The 14,088-nt window shown below is 69.5% G+C and carries 13 protein-coding genes; 8 read left to right on the plus strand and 5 right to left on the minus strand.

Features of this window, described 5'->3' with window-relative positions; genetic code table 11:
- Window positions 1–119 precede the first annotated feature (119 nt).
- The 3 genes from AB0H76_RS03075 to AB0H76_RS03085 are packed head-to-tail and all read left to right on the plus strand — an operon-like array spanning window position 120 to window position 3,231.
- Window positions 120–1,097 (plus strand): tripartite tricarboxylate transporter substrate-binding protein, encoded by a 978-nt coding sequence (locus AB0H76_RS03075; protein ID WP_357316576.1) that lies wholly within the window; start codon window positions 120–122, stop codon window positions 1,095–1,097.
- The gene (locus AB0H76_RS03080; RefSeq protein ID WP_357316579.1) at window positions 1,094–1,714 is read left to right on the plus strand and encodes a tripartite tricarboxylate transporter TctB family protein; all 621 of its coding nucleotides are present in this window, start codon (window positions 1,094–1,096) and stop codon (window positions 1,712–1,714) included. The genes AB0H76_RS03075 and AB0H76_RS03080 overlap by 4 nt, the downstream gene beginning before the upstream one ends.
- A complete protein-coding gene (locus AB0H76_RS03085) occupies window positions 1,714–3,231 on the plus strand; it encodes a tripartite tricarboxylate transporter permease (protein ID WP_357316582.1) in 1,518 nt (505 codons plus the stop codon). The genes AB0H76_RS03080 and AB0H76_RS03085 overlap by 1 nt, the downstream gene beginning before the upstream one ends.
- Here the strand turns inward: AB0H76_RS03085 and AB0H76_RS03090 are convergent.
- Window positions 3,216–4,151: an ADP-ribosylglycohydrolase family protein gene (locus AB0H76_RS03090; RefSeq protein ID WP_357316584.1), complete on the minus strand. Its 936-nt coding sequence runs from the start codon at window positions 4,149–4,151 to the stop codon at window positions 3,216–3,218. The genes AB0H76_RS03085 and AB0H76_RS03090 overlap by 16 nt on opposite strands.
- Before the next feature lie 146 nt (window positions 4,152–4,297).
- Between AB0H76_RS03090 and AB0H76_RS03095 the strand changes: the two genes are divergently transcribed.
- Entirely contained in the window at window positions 4,298–5,086 is a 789-nt protein-coding gene (locus AB0H76_RS03095) for a Rossmann-like fold-containing protein (RefSeq protein ID WP_357316586.1), read from the plus strand.
- On the opposite strand, the gene AB0H76_RS03100 is transcribed toward AB0H76_RS03095, so the two are convergent.
- Window positions 5,083–5,574 (minus strand): GNAT family N-acetyltransferase, encoded by a 492-nt coding sequence (locus AB0H76_RS03100; RefSeq protein ID WP_357316589.1) that lies wholly within the window; start codon window positions 5,572–5,574, stop codon window positions 5,083–5,085. The genes AB0H76_RS03095 and AB0H76_RS03100 overlap by 4 nt on opposite strands.
- 9 nt (window positions 5,575–5,583) lie before the next feature.
- On the minus strand, window positions 5,584–6,336 hold the full coding sequence (hutC, locus tag AB0H76_RS03105; RefSeq protein WP_357320350.1) for a histidine utilization repressor: 753 nt from the start codon (window positions 6,334–6,336) through the stop codon (window positions 5,584–5,586).
- 129 nt (window positions 6,337–6,465) lie between these two features.
- Between hutC and AB0H76_RS03110 the strand changes: the two genes are divergently transcribed.
- From AB0H76_RS03110 to hutG, 4 genes are read left to right on the plus strand one after another with little or no spacing between them, the layout of a single operon-like run.
- On the plus strand, window positions 6,466–7,905 hold the full coding sequence (locus AB0H76_RS03110; protein WP_357316592.1) for a cytosine permease: 1,440 nt from the start codon (window positions 6,466–6,468) through the stop codon (window positions 7,903–7,905).
- A gap of 38 nt (window positions 7,906–7,943) precedes the next feature.
- Window positions 7,944–9,626 carry a urocanate hydratase gene (gene hutU / locus AB0H76_RS03115; RefSeq protein WP_357316595.1) on the plus strand — a complete coding sequence of 561 codons (1,683 nt, stop codon included), beginning with the start codon at window positions 7,944–7,946 and terminating at the stop codon, window positions 9,624–9,626.
- A 3-nt stretch (window positions 9,627–9,629) separates the two neighbouring features.
- The gene (gene hutI / locus AB0H76_RS03120; RefSeq protein ID WP_357316598.1) at window positions 9,630–10,820 is read left to right on the plus strand and encodes an imidazolonepropionase; all 1,191 of its coding nucleotides are present in this window, start codon (window positions 9,630–9,632) and stop codon (window positions 10,818–10,820) included.
- The gene (gene hutG, locus AB0H76_RS03125; protein ID WP_357316601.1) at window positions 10,810–11,766 is read left to right on the plus strand and encodes a formimidoylglutamase; all 957 of its coding nucleotides are present in this window, start codon (window positions 10,810–10,812) and stop codon (window positions 11,764–11,766) included. The genes hutI and hutG overlap by 11 nt, the downstream gene beginning before the upstream one ends.
- A 4-nt stretch (window positions 11,767–11,770) precedes the next feature.
- On the opposite strand, the gene AB0H76_RS03130 is transcribed toward hutG, so the two are convergent.
- Together AB0H76_RS03130 and aztA are read right to left on the minus strand one after the other, a co-directional pair.
- On the minus strand, window positions 11,771–13,267 hold the full coding sequence (locus AB0H76_RS03130) for an FAD-dependent oxidoreductase (protein WP_357316604.1): 1,497 nt from the start codon (window positions 13,265–13,267) through the stop codon (window positions 11,771–11,773).
- A 79-nt stretch (window positions 13,268–13,346) separates the two neighbouring features.
- On the minus strand, window positions 13,347–14,045 hold the full coding sequence (gene aztA / locus AB0H76_RS03135; RefSeq protein WP_357316607.1) for a zinc ABC transporter ATP-binding protein AztA: 699 nt from the start codon (window positions 14,043–14,045) through the stop codon (window positions 13,347–13,349).
- Between the last annotated feature and the right edge of the window lie 43 nt (window positions 14,046–14,088).

Raw genomic sequence — 14,088 nt, forward strand, 5'->3', positions numbered from 1 at the left:
CGGGCCCGGTTCGGCGTGAACACTATGACCACAACAAACGTTGTGGACGCAAAGCAGACAGGGGGTGGTGGGCCAGCTCACACTTCGTCCAGCTCAACGATGAGAGATGAGGATCTCCAGTGAATACTCGGAAGTTGCTGACCGCCTTCGCCGGTGCCGTCGCCGCGGTCGCGCTGACCGCCTGCAACGGTGCGGGCGGCGCGGGCGACACGTTGTCCGGCGTGCGGATCATGGTCCCGAACTCGCCGGGCGGCGGCTACGACATCACCGCCCGCACCTCGGCGAAGGTCCTGGAGGACGCCGGGATCGCCCGCTCGGTCGAGGTTTTCAACCTGCCCGGCGCCGGCGGCACGGTCGGCCTGGGTCGGCTGGTCGGGGAGAAGGGCAACGGCAAGCTGGTCATGCAGATGGGCCTGGGCGTCGTGGGTAGCGTCTACACCAACAAGTCGCCATCCAAGCTGACCGACACCACGCCGATCGCCCGGCTGATCGACGAACCCGACATCATCGTCGTCTCCAAGAACTCCAAGTACACCGCCATCGACCAGCTGGTCGCGGACTGGAAGGCGAACCCGGGCGCGGTCCCGGTCGGCGGCGGCTCCTCGCCGGGCGGCCCGGACCATCTGGCCCCGATGCTGGTCGCCAAGGCCATCGGCATCGAACCGAAGGCCGTCAACTACGTGCCCTTCGACGGCGGTGGCGAACTGCTCGCCTCGGTGCTCGGCAACAAGATCTCATTCGGAGTCTCGGGCGTCGGCGAATACCTGGACCAGATCCAGGCCGGTGAGCTGCGGGTGCTCGCGGTGACCGGGCCCAAGCGCATCGACGGTGTGAACGCGCCGACCTTGAAAGAAGCCGGCATCAATGTCGAATTCACCAACTGGCGCGGCGTGGTCGCCCCGCCCGGGATCAGCGACGACGAGCGCAAGGCCCTGATCGACGCGTACACGAAGATGCACGATTCCGCGGAGTGGAAGGAAGCGGTCCGCACCAACGGCTGGGGCGATGCGTTCCTGACCGGCGCCGACTTCGGCACCTTCATCCAGCAGCAGACCGATCAGTGCGGTGCCGTGCTGAAGGATCTGGGGCTGGCATGAGTCCGGCTCCGGAATCCGGCGCCGCGGAATCGGGCGCCGAGGAGCCGGAAGTCGCGCTGCGGGAACCGAGAACCGGTGTGGCGGGCTGGTTCCGGGACCGCTCGGAGCTGGTGGTCTCGGTCCTGCTCGCGGGTGCGGGCGCGGTGGTGATCGTCGACGCCCTGCGGATGTCGACCGCCTTCACCCAGCGCGGCCCGGTCGGGCCGAAGGCGATGCCCTTGGTGGTCGGCGCACTGCTGGTGGTGGTCGCGCTCGCGCTCGCCGTCGACGTGCTGCGTGGCGGCCGCGGCGTGGCCGAGGGCGGCGAGGACGTCGACCTGACCGCCCCGCCGGAATGGCGCACCGTCGCACTGCTGATCGCGGTCTTTGTCGCGAACATCGTCCTGATCGACATCGTCGGTTTCCCCATCGCGGGCACCCTGCTGTTCTGGGGCGCGGCCTTCGCGCTCGGCAGCAGACATCTGGTGCGCGACCCGCTCATCGCGGTGGCGCTGGCCCTGGCGACCTATGTGGTGTTCGGCGAGTTGCTCGGCGTGACGCTGCCCGGGGGACCGTTGGAAGGAGTCTTCTCCTGGGGGACGGCAGCCGGCGGAGCCGGCGGGGTGGGTGAGCTCTGATGGATGCCCTATCGAATCTCATGGCGGGCTTCGGCACCGCGCTGACTCCGACACATCTGCTGCTGGCCGCGGTGGGCGTGCTGCTGGGTACCGCCATCGGCGTGCTGCCCGGCATCGGGCCGGCGATGGCGGTGGCGCTGCTGCTGCCCCTCACCTACAGCGTCGAGCCGACGGGCGCGTTCATCATGTTCGCCGGTATCTACTACGGCGGCATGTTCGGCGGTTCGACCACCTCGATCCTGTTGAACACCCCGGGCGAGACCGCCGCGGTGGTCACCGCGATCGAGGGCCATCCGATGGCCAAGAAAGGCCGTGGCGCACAGGCTTTGGCGACCGCCGCCATCGGTCACTTCGTCGGCGGCATCGTGGGCACCGCCCTGCTGGTGCTGACCGCGCCCCTGGTGGCAAAGTTCGCGGTGGACATCGGCGCGCCCGACTACTTCGCGATCATGCTGCTGGCGTTCATCGCCGTCACCTCGGTGCTCGGCAGCTCCCGGGTGCGTGGATTCGCCTCGCTCGGAATCGGTTTGGCGCTGGGCCTGATCGGGCTGGACCCGATCACCGGCCAGCAGCGGCTGACCTTCGGATCGTTGCAACTGGCCGACGGCATCGACGTGATCATCGTCGCCGTCGGGCTCTTCGCGGTCGGTGAGGCGCTGTGGGTGGCCGCGCACCTGCGCCGCAATCCGGGCCGGGCCATTCCGGTAGGCCGAGCCTGGTTGAGCCGCAAGGACTTCGACCGCTCCTGGAAGCCCTGGCTGCGCGGGCCGGTCATCGGATTCCCGTTCGGCGCGGTGCCCGCGGGCGGCGCGGAGATCCCGACCTTCCTGTCCTATGCGACCGAGAAGCGGTTGTCCAAGCACAAGGACGAATGGGGCAAGGGCGCGATCGAGGGCGTCGCGGGCCCGGAGTCGACCGCGAGCGCGTCGGCGGCGGGCACGCTGACCACCATGCTGACCCTCGGCCTGCCGACCACGGCGACCGCCGCGGTCATGCTGGCCGCGTTCCAGCAATATGGGATCCAGCCGGGACCCCTGCTGTTCCAGCGGGAATCGGAGCTGGTGTGGACGCTCATCGCGAGCCTGTTCATCGGCACCGTCCTGCTGCTGGTGCTGAATCTGCCGCTGGCCCCGGTGTGGGCGAAGCTGCTGCGGATCCCGCGGCCCTACCTGTACGCGGGCATCCTGTTCTTCGCCAGCGTCGGCGCGTACGCGGTCTCCGGCGACGTGGTGGATCTGGTGCTGCTCCTCGTGATCGGCGTAATCGGTTTTCTCATGCGCCGATTCGGGCTGCCGCTGCTGCCCGCGATCATCGGCGTCATCCTGGGACCGAACGCGGAAATGCAGATGCGGCGCGCGTTGCAGATCAGCGACGGCGCGCTGAGCGGGCTGGTCGACACCTGGTTCGCCAGAATCGTTTACGCGATCATCGCGGTGATTCTGCTGTGGCCGGTGGTCGCGCTGGTGCTCCGGAAACTGCGCGGCGGTGCCGATCTCGGCAGTCAGTCCACCGAGTAGCGATCGTCGGGTGCGATCCAGCCGGACCACATGTCGGGCTTTCCCGCCGGGACGCCGGCCCACTTCGGCAGGGGTTCGCAGCTGCGCAACCAGTCCGGCGGGATCGCCTCGATCCCGAGCCGGGCGGCCAGGATGCCGCCGACGATGGCGCAGGTGGTGTCGACATCGTCGGAGGCGATGGCGGTGGCCCACAGTGCCTCGGTGAAGTCGTGCGGATGTTTGGCGACCACCCAGAGGCAGAGCGGGACGGTGTCGGGCGCGGAGACCTCGCGCCCGGTGCCGAGAGTGGCCGCGGCACTGCGGGAATCGTTCAGGTGCAGCAGGCCCGCCGCGGTCTCGATGCCGTTGCGGACCAGCCCGGGCGGGGTGTACTCGGCGACCGCCGCCAGCAGGTCGGCGCCGCGCAGATCGAGCGCGGCGGCCACGGCCACCGCGATCGCGCCCGCGATGCCTTCGGGATGGGTGTGGGTGACCTCGGCCGACAGCGCCGCCTCGCGGGCGACGCGGTCGAGGTCATCGGCGAAGAACGCGCCCACTGGCGCGACGCGCATCGCGCCGCCGTTGCCCCAGGAGCCGCGCCCGTCGAAGGCGGCACCGGCCAATTCGCGCCAGTCGCCGCCTTCCTGGCGGATCAGGCGGAGCATCCGGTTCACGCCCGCGCCGTAGCCCCGATCGAAATCGTGGTGCTCGGCGAAGGACGCGGCCAGCGCGTCCTGGTCGATCCGGCCGAGCCGGTCCAGGACGGCGTACACCGAGCAGGCCATCTCGGCGTCGTCGGTCCAGAACCACGGTGCGCGCGGGAGCGTGCGGGCGTGCAGGCTGGGCGAGTTTTCCGGGACGAAGAAGGAGGAGCCGAATCCGTCGCCGACGGCCACGCCGTGCAGCGACGCGACGGCACGGGTGCGGCGGTCAGCGTTCATTTCAGCAGAATACCAACCGACCGGAGTGTCTCTTTGTCTGCCGTCTAATTGTCTGCGGCACAACAGGATACGGCCATACACTGAGTTGGTTGGAATCCGGCGCTCGCCGGACAAAGAATTTATTCGCAGAATCGCAGGTCTTTCCTATGCGCGTAATCCTCTACGGCTGTGGCGATTTCTCCTATGTGATCGAATATTTGCAGGAAGCGCTGAAGGCGCTGCAACTGCCGGCTTTCGCGCCGTTCGATCCGCACGACTCGACCTCCCATGTGCCGGTGGATGTCATGGCCACCGAACTGCGCACCCTCGACCAGTTGCGGCGGCAGTACGGGACCCGGGTGGAGGCGAACATCGCGGCGCTCGTGCAGTCCGGCGTCAACGTCGAACTGGGTGTGAACGCGGTCGGGCACCCCTCCTACGGGCCGTTCGACCTGGTGATCTTCCGGAATCCGCACACCGGTAACTACGGCAACAGCCAGGATCCCTCGATGAGCTCCTACGTGGAGTCCATCGGGGCGAACAACGGCCTGTTCCAAGGCGTGCTCGCGCAGACCAACCACACCCGGGTGCCGTTCGGGCTGGTCCTGATCACCGTGGTGGGCTGGCCCTACCTCGGCAAGAACCCGAAGAGCCAGCTCGGCTTCAAGGGTTTGCAGCTCGAAAACCCGCAATATGCCAAGGAATACGGCGAGGTGGCCGGGCTGGAATTCCTGAAGTACCTCAATTTCGGGCCGCAGTGGGTGGCGCGCAATACCGGAAACACCTTCGTGGCCGACGAAGTCGGCCTGCTCTATCGCGACGCCACGCACTGGCGCGATATCCGGGAACTGGAGCACACCATGCGGGCCTATGACCCGGATCGGGTGCCGGGATGGTGCAAGCTGCATCCGAACTATGAGCAGATGCGGCAGAAGCTGGCCAAGGAGCGCAGCTAGCTCAGGTGCTTGACATAGCGGTGCGAGGGCACCGGCACCGGGCCGTCCGGACCCGGTGCGGCATGGACGAATTCGCCGTCGTCGAGCCAGCCGTTGCGCTCGTAGAACCGCCGTGCCCGGGTGTTTCCGGCGACCACGGCCAGCCACGCCCGCCGCTGGCCGTGGTCGCGTACCGCCTGCTCGGCGGCGGCCAGCAGCAGCGTGGCCACGCCGCTGCCGCGGTGCCGCGCGCCGAGGTAGACCTGCTCCACCTCGTCGTGTTCGACCATGACGAATCCGGCCACCGCACCGTCGACCGTGGCGACGATGGTCACCGGAACGAGCTGTGCGGCACGGGTATCGAACGATTCGCGGGAGCGGATCGCCACCAGCTCCTCGGACACGTTGCCGAGGTGCGCCTCGCGCCAGCCGTCATACCAGAGCTGTGCGACCGCGGGGGCGTCGGCCGCCCGGCCGGGCCGCAACTCGATTGCTGTCTCCTGCGCCATCGACGCACTCTAGCGGTTGCCGAAGACCCCTTCGAGCCGATTGCGCGAGCCCGGGTGGACCAGCCGGGCGGCGCTCACCAGGCCGGTCGAGGACCAGGTGCGCCGGCGGATGAGCAGGCACGGTTCGCCGCGCTCGATGCCGAGCAGCATGCATTCCTCGGCCGACCCGAGCACCGCCTCGACGATGTGCTCACCGCGTTCCAGCGGCGCCGCCTTGCTCAGATAGGTGTTCGGCGTCAGCGCGGTGAAATCCTGTTCCAGGTAGTCCGGCGCCTCGGCCGGATTGACCAGGCGGTCCTCGACCTGGATCGGCACGTCGTCCTCGTAATGCACGAGGACGGAATGGAAGACATTGCGCGGCAGCAGTTCTCGCATGACCGAGCGCCGGTCGAGTGCTTCCTCGCGGACCGAGACCACCTGGGTGCGGTGCCGGTGCCCGCGCTGCTGGATCTCGTCGGCGATGTTCTTCACCTCGAACAGCGCGGACGGTGCCTTGGTGCCCGCGACGAAGGTGCCGACACCGGCGTGCCGCACGACCAGCCCGGCGGCGGTGAGTTCGCGCAGCGCCCGGTTGATGGTCATCCGGGACAGGCCGAGGGCGGCGACGAGCTGGTTCTCCGAGGGCAGCTGATCGCCCTCGGACCAGCGCCCGGACTTGATCTGGGTGCTGACCAGGCTCTTGACGCGTTCGTAGGCCGGCGCGGACTGCCCCGAATCCCGGAACAGCGCAGCAAGTTCCGTGTCGACCGCCGCGATCGCCATGTCCACACCCATCCCTGAAGTCACCACCAGCGGCTGCAGTCTAACGCTTGACAGTGAGTTGTATATACAGGACTATACACCTCAGCCGCCGCGAGCGTGACGCGGCACACAGTGATTGAGGGCAAGCCAGTGACGACACACGACGACCGGTCCGGGGCCGGGCTCACTCCGGAACGCCGGACCATCGACGTCGTACCCGACCACGAACGGCACGGTTCGCCGCGCAGCCAGTTCACCCTGTGGTTCGGCGCGAACATGCAGATCACCGCGATCGTCGACGGCGCGCTGGCCGTGGTCTTCGGCGCCGACGCCTGGTGGGCCATCCTCGGCCTGCTCATCGGCAACGTGGTCGGCGGCGCGGTGATGGCGCTGCATTCCGCGCAGGGCCCGCGCATGGGCCTGCCGCAGATGATCTCGAGCCGCGCGCAGTTCGGCGTGCAGGGCGCGGTGCTGCCGTTGCTGCTCGTCGTGCTGATGTATCTGGGCTTCGCGGCCACCGGCACGGTGCTGGCGGGCCAGGCCGTCAACAAGATCCTGCACGTCGACAGCCCGGTGGTCGGCATCCTGGTCTTCGGCGGGCTCACCGCGTTCGTGGCGGTCACCGGATACAACCTGATCCACGTGGTCGGCCGGATCGCCACCGTGGTCGGCGCGCTGGGCTTCACCTACCTGTGTGTGCGGCTGTTCGCCGAATACGACGTCTCGAACTTCATGGGCACCAAGGGTTTCGACATCGCGACATTCCTGCTCGCGGTCTCCCTGGGCGCGGGCTGGCAGCTCACCTTCGGCCCGTACGTCGCCGACTACTCCCGCTACCTGCCGCGTTCCACCAGTGAGCGCACCACCTTCTGGTCCACCTTCGCCGGCTCGGTGCTCGGCTCGCAGTGGGCGATGACGCTCGGCGTGCTGATCGCCGCGTGCGCCGGCAAGTCCTTCCTCTCCGATCAGGTCGGCTTCGTCGGCGAGCTGGCCGGGCCCGCACTCGTCGCCACGCTGATCTACCTGGTGATCGTGGTGGGCAAGCTGACGGTGAACTGCCTCAACGCCTACGGCGGCTTCATGTCCATCCTGACCACCGTCACCGCGTTCAACGGCCAGTCCCGCATCTCGACCGCCGCGCGCACCGCCTACATCGTCGGCTTCACCGGCATCTCGATGCTCATCGCGATCGCGGCCAGCGCCGACTTCCTGAACAACTTCAAGAATTTCGTGCTCGTGCTGCTGATGGTGTTCACCCCGTGGAGCGCGATCAACCTGATCGACTACTACCTGATCTCCAAAGAGCGCGTGGACATTCCGGCGCTCTACGACGTCAACGGCCGCTACGGGCGCTGGAACGTGACGGCGCTGAGCTGCTACGTCGTCGGCGTGATCGCCCAGATCCCGTTCCTGGCCCAGAAGCTCTACACCGGTCCGATCACCACGATGCTCGGCGGTGCCGACATCTCGTGGATCGTCGGCATCGCGCTCACCGCCGCCCTCTACTACCCGCTGGCGCGGCGCACCAGCACTCCGCCCGACCGGATGATCTACCCGGCGGACACCGAAATGGCCGACACCCGAGCCTGATCCGGCCTCGCAACTCCAATCCTCAAGGAGCAGACCCCATGTCCGACCGTACCGAGGGCGCCCGCCCCGTATCCGCGCCCCGCGGCAGCGAACTCACCACCCTGGGCTGGCAGCAGGAGGGGGCCCTGCGCATGCTGATGAACAACCTGGACCCCGAGGTCGCCGAGCATCCCGACAGCCTCGTCGTCTACGGCGGTACCGGCCGGGCGGCCCGCAGCTGGCCGGCCTTCGACGCGATGGTGCGCACGCTGCGGACGCTGCGGTCCGACGAGACCATGCTGGTGCAGTCGGGCAAGCCGGTCGGGGTGTTCCGCACCCACGAGTGGGCGCCGCGCGTGCTCATCGCCAACTCGAATCTCGTCGGGGACTGGGCCAACTGGGAGGAGTTCCGGCGGCTCGAGGAACTCGGGCTGACCATGTACGGGCAGATGACCGCCGGATCCTGGATCTACATCGGTACCCAGGGCATCCTGCAGGGCACCTACGAAACCTTCGGCGCCGTTGCCCGCAAACTCGCGGCCGCGGGCCGGGGGAGCGGCACCCTGGCGGGCACCATCACCCTGACCGCCGGGCTCGGCGGCATGGGCGGTGCGCAGCCGCTGGCCGTCACCATGAACGAGGGCGTCGTGATCTGCGTCGACTGCGATGTCACCCGGATCGATCGCCGGATCGCGCACAAGTACCTCGACACCAAGGCCGACGATCTCGAGCACGCGCTGCGCCTGGCCGTGGCGGCGCGCGACGCCGGGCGGCCGCTGTCCATCGGCGTGGAAGGCAATGCCGCGGAGGTCTTCCCGCGTTTGCTGGCCATGGGCGCGCCCATCGACATCGTCACCGATCAGACCTCGGCCCACGACCCGCTGGCCTACCTGCCCGCGGGAATGCCGTTCGCGGACATGAAGTCCGCCGCCGAGCGCGATCCGGAGCTGTTCACCCGGCAGGCCCAGGAATCGATGGCCCGCCATGTCGAGGCGATGGTCGGCTTCCAGGACGCGGGCGCGGAGGTCTTCGACTACGGCAACTCGATCCGGGACGAGGCGCGAAAGGGCGGCTACGGCCGGGCGTTCGAGTTCCCCGGCTTCGTGCCCGCCTACATCCGCCCGCTGTTCGAGGAGGGGCTCGGCCCGTTCCGCTGGGCCGCGCTCTCGGGCGACCCGCAGGACATCGCCGCCACCGACAAGGCGATCCTGGAGCTGTTCCCGGACAACGATCATCTGCGCCGCTGGATCAAAATGGCCGGGGAGAAAGTCGCTTTCGAGGGGCTGCCGGCCCGCATCTGCTGGCTCGGCTACGGCGAGCGGCACCTCGCGGGCCTGAAGTTCAACGAGATGGTGGCCTCCGGCGAGCTGTCGGCGCCCGTCGCCATCGGCCGGGACCATCTCGATTCCGGGTCGGTGGCCTCGCCCTACCGCGAGACCGAGGCGATGCTCGACGGCTCCGACGCGATCGCCGACTGGCCGCTGCTCAACGCCCTGGTCAACACCGCCTCCGGCGCGTCGTGGGTCTCCATCCACCACGGCGGCGGTGTCGGCATGGGACGCTCCATCCACGCCGGTCAGGTGTGCATCGCCGATGGCACCGAGCTGGCCGCCGAGAAGATCAGCCGAGTGCTGACCAACGACCCCGGGATGGGCGTCATCCGGCACGTCGACGCGGGCTACGAGCACGCCGCCGACGTGGCCCGGGAGCGTGGCGTGCGCGTCCCCATGACGGAAGGCTGACCCGTGTCGGTGCTGCTGAGCAATATCGGCACGCTGGTGACCAACGACCCCGCCGCCGGGGACGGACCGCTCGGCGTGATGCACGATGCCGCCGTCGTTTTCGACGGTGAGGTGGTGGCGTGGGTCGGCCCCGCCGGGCAGGCCCCCGACGCCGATACGGCGCACGACCTGGCCGGCGCGGCCGTGCTGCCGGGGTTCGTCGAAAGCCATTCGCACCTGGTGTTCGCCGGGGACCGAGCCGAGGAATTCGGCGCGCGGATGGCCGGGAAGCCCTACGCCGCCGGCGGTATCCGCACCACCATCGCCGCGACCCGGGAGGCCACCGACGCGCAGTTGCGCGCGAATGTGCAACGCCTCCTGGACGAGTCGTTGCGCTCGGGCAGCACCACGGTCGAGATCAAGAGCGGCTACGGGCAATCGGTGGCGAGCGAGCTGCGCAGTGTGCGGATCGCGAGCGAGTTCACCGACGAGGTGACGCTGCTCGCGGCGCACGTTCCGCCGCCGGAGTACGCGGGCCGGGCCGACGCCTACGTCGAGCTGGTGTGCACGCAGATGATCGAGGCCTGTGCGCCCCACGCGAAGTGGATCGATGTGTTCTGTGAACAGGGCGCTTTCGATCGGGATCAGGCCGACGCCGTGCTCACCGCGGGCGCGGCGGCGGGCCTGACGGCGCGGGTACACGGCAATCAGCTGCACCGGGGACCCGGCGTGCAACTCGCCGTGCGGCACAACGCGGCCTCGGTCGATCACGTGGCGCACGTCGGCAAGGCCGATATCGACGCGCTGGCGGGCAGCTCGACGGTGGCGACGGTGCTGCCCGCCGCCGACTTCTGCACGCGCAACACCTATCCCGACGCGCGGGCCCTGCTCGACGCGGGAGTGACGGTCGCCCTGGGCGCGGACTGCAACCCGGGCACGTCGTACACGACCAGCATCCCGTTCTGCATCGCTCTCGCGGTCCGCGACCTGCACATGACACCCGAGGAGGCGGTCTGGGCGGCCACCGCGGGCGGCGCGAAAGCACTGCGCCGCAGTGATATCGGTGCGCTGCGACCGGGTACGCGCGCCGACGCCGTGGTGCTGGATGCCCCGTCGTATCTGCACCTGGCCTATCGGCCGGGCGTCCCCCTGGTGCGCCAGGTGTGGAAGAGCGGTGCGATCGCCACCTCCTGGGAGCCGCGACATGACCGGTGAAAAATCGATCCCGCCGTGGACCGGACGGGTGGACGGCACGACCGCCGAGCACCTGCGCTGGCATCAAGCGGTCGAACCCTATTCGGCGACAGCGGATCCCGGAGCGTGCGTCTTCCTCGGCTTCGCCAGTGACGAGGGGGTCCGGCGCAACAAGGGGCGGCCGGGCGCGGCGGCCGGGCCCGCCGCGCTGCGGCGGGCGCTGGCATCGATGGCGCTGCCCGCGCCGCTGCGCGCCTACGACGCGGGCGACGTCGAAGTCACCGACGGGCAGCTGGAATTCGGGCAGGACGCCTTGGCCGTCGCGATATCCGCCGCGCTGGATTCCGGCCACTTCCCGATCGTGCTCGGCGGCGGTCACGAGGTGGCCTTCGGGACCTACCTCGGTCTGGCCCGCTCGACCCGCCGCGCACCCGGCACCCGGCTCGGAATCCTGAACCTGGACGCGCACTTCGACCTGCGCCCGGATCCGATGCCCAGCTCGGGCACCCCGTTCCGTCAGATCGCCGACCTCGAGCAGGCCGGCGGCACGGCCTGGCAGTACTCGGTGATCGGTATCAGTCAGCCCAGCAACACCCAGGCCCTGTTCGATACCGCCGACCGGCTCGGCGTGCGCTACCTGCTCGACGACGACTGCGGCACAGCGGATCTCGCCGCAGTACGCGAGTTCGTCGACGATTTCCTGGCCGCGGTCGACCTGGTCTACCTGACCATCGACCTGGACGTGCTGCCCGCCGCGGTGGCGCCGGGCGTGAGCGCGCCCGCCGCGTACGGCGTACCGCTGGAGACGATCCAGGCGGTCGCCGACCGTGTGGCGGCCAGCGGCAAACTCGCGGTGTGCGATGTCGCGGAACTCAATCCGGCGCTGGACATCGACAACCGCACCGCCCGGACCGCCGCGCGGCTGCTGCACCGCATCGCCACCCGGCGGGTGGCCCGCGGGGACTGATTCCTCACCTGGTGGCGACGCGCGTGCGCAACGCCGTCACCACCTCGCGGGCCGAGGCGAGCGCGCCGTGCTGCCAGCCCACGGCATTCGAGAGGTAGTCCCCGGCGAAGTAGACGCGCTCCGCCGGGGACTTCAGTTCGGCGTAGTCGGCCGGCGCCACCCACGCACCCTCGGAATACCGGGTGCGCCGCCAGCTTCCGGAGAACGAGGACAGGATGTCGCGGCCGTAGCTCGCCCCGTGGATGGCAATGCCCTCGTCGACGGCTTTCGCCAGACGCTGCTGGTGCGTGCGGGATTCGAAGGCCTGCTGCTGCCGGCCGGTGTTGTAGTAACCGACGAGCACGCCGCCATCGCCGTGGAAATCGTAGGCGGGGAACATGATCTGAGCGATGTCCCGGTCGGTGTGGGTGATGCCGCCGTAGATCCGGGCGTCGAGCTCCCACCACCGGCGTGAGTATTCGATACCCAGCTTTCCCGCCGACGCGGGCCGCGCCGCCCGGAGCGTGGCCAGGACCGCGGCCGGCAGGTTGGTGGCCAACCGGCCGACCAGCTGCGGTGGCAGCGCGCAGACGCAGTAGTCGGCGGTGACGGCGTGCGCGCCGTCACCCTGATCGAATGCGACCCGCACCCCGTCCGCGGTGTTGTGCAGCCCGGTGACCTCGGCGCCGAACCTTATTCGGCCGTCCCCGATTTCGCGCTGGAACGCGCTGGCGAGCCGGTCCATGCCGCCGACCGGGGCCAGCATCATCATGGCCTGGTCCGCGCCGAATTCGAAGCTGAAGTCACGGCCGAGCCCGCCGCGGATCACCTCGGACATGCCCAGGGGCGCGGACTCCGTGCCGCGCCGCGCGGAGCCGAGGTAGCGCCCGTCGCTGGACAGATCGCCGAAGTCGCGCAGGAACGAGGACAGCGCCTCCTTGTCCGCGATGGTGAGCACGTCGTCGAGCGCGCCCCGGGTGGCGGCCTTCTGGAGCAGCTCCGAAAGATAGCCGTAGACATCGGCTTTGGCCGCCCGCTGCGGGATCGACCGCCCTGTGTAGTCGACCAGGGCGTTGGCGTTCTGATTGCCGAACGGCTGGAGCGCGACGCCGAGTTCGCGGCAATAGTCGATCGTGAGGTGGCCCTGGGGAATCCGGCTCGCGCCGAGGTCGACGTAGTGGCCGTCGCGGAAGGCGCAGGTCTGGGTCTCGCCCTCGAGGTCGGTCTCGGCGGTGCCGCCGCGTGCCGTCCACACCCGGCCACCCACGCGCCGCCGCGCCTCCAGCACGGTGACCTCGTAGCCCGCCCGGTGCAACTCGTAGGCCGCGCACAGCCCGGCCGGACCGGCGCCGAGCACCACGATCGAGGCCCGGCCCGGGCGCGCACTCGGGGCGGGGGATCGGAAACGGGTCGATCCGTCCGGGAGGCCCGGTGCCAGGCCGAGCGTCGCCATTGCCCCGTAGGCCAATCCGGCGCCGCCCGTGATGCCGAGACCCTGTACGAAAGCTCGCCGTGTGACCATCGGAGCCCCATCCTTCGCGCCGGGAGCAGGCACCGGCTTCCGAATGAGCGTGCCACCGCCGCGCGCCGCGCGCCGCGCTTTATTCGCAACGGCCTCGGAAACGGTGTGCCAGCACCTCCTCCGGTGTGCCCTGCGCGACGGGACGCCCGGCGCGCAGCGACAGGCAGTGATCGGCGCGCAGGGCCTCGTCGGGGTCGTGCGTGGCCTGCACCACGGTCACGCCGTCGGCGCTGATCTCGGTGAGGCAGCGCGAAATCGCCTCCTGCGCATCCGCATCCAGACCGGCGGCCGGTTCGTCGAGCAGTAGCAGCCGGGACTCCTGGGCCAGCGCCTGGGCGAGCAGGGTGCGTTGCCGCTGGCCGCCGGACAGGCTGTCGAGCCGGCGCGCGGCCAGGTCGGTGATGTCTACCCGGGCCATGCACGCCGCCACCAGGTCGCGGTCGGCCCGGGTCAGCCGCCGCCACGGGCCGCGCTCGCCCCAGCGGCCCATCGCCACCGTTTCCCGCACGGTCAGCGGGAGCGTGGCGGGCACCGCGGTGTGCTGCACGACGAAGGCGGGGCGGCCGGAGATCGACCGGTGCAACTCGCCGCACAGCGGTGCCAGCACGCCGGCGAGGACGCCGAGCAGGGTGGACTTCCCGGAGCCGTTGGGGCCGATCACTGCGGTGACCTGGGCTCGGGGAATGGTGGCCGTCACCTCGTGCAGCACCGCCGTGCCGCCGTACCCGGCGCTGACGGCATCCAGCCGGATCGCGTCCCGGTCCGGTTTGTGTTCCATGTCACCTCACTTGAAATGATAATCATTTTCATCATAGTGTCTC

The organism is Nocardia sp. NPDC050712, assembly GCF_040654295.1.
GTDB lineage: Bacteria > Actinomycetota > Actinomycetes > Mycobacteriales > Mycobacteriaceae > Nocardia.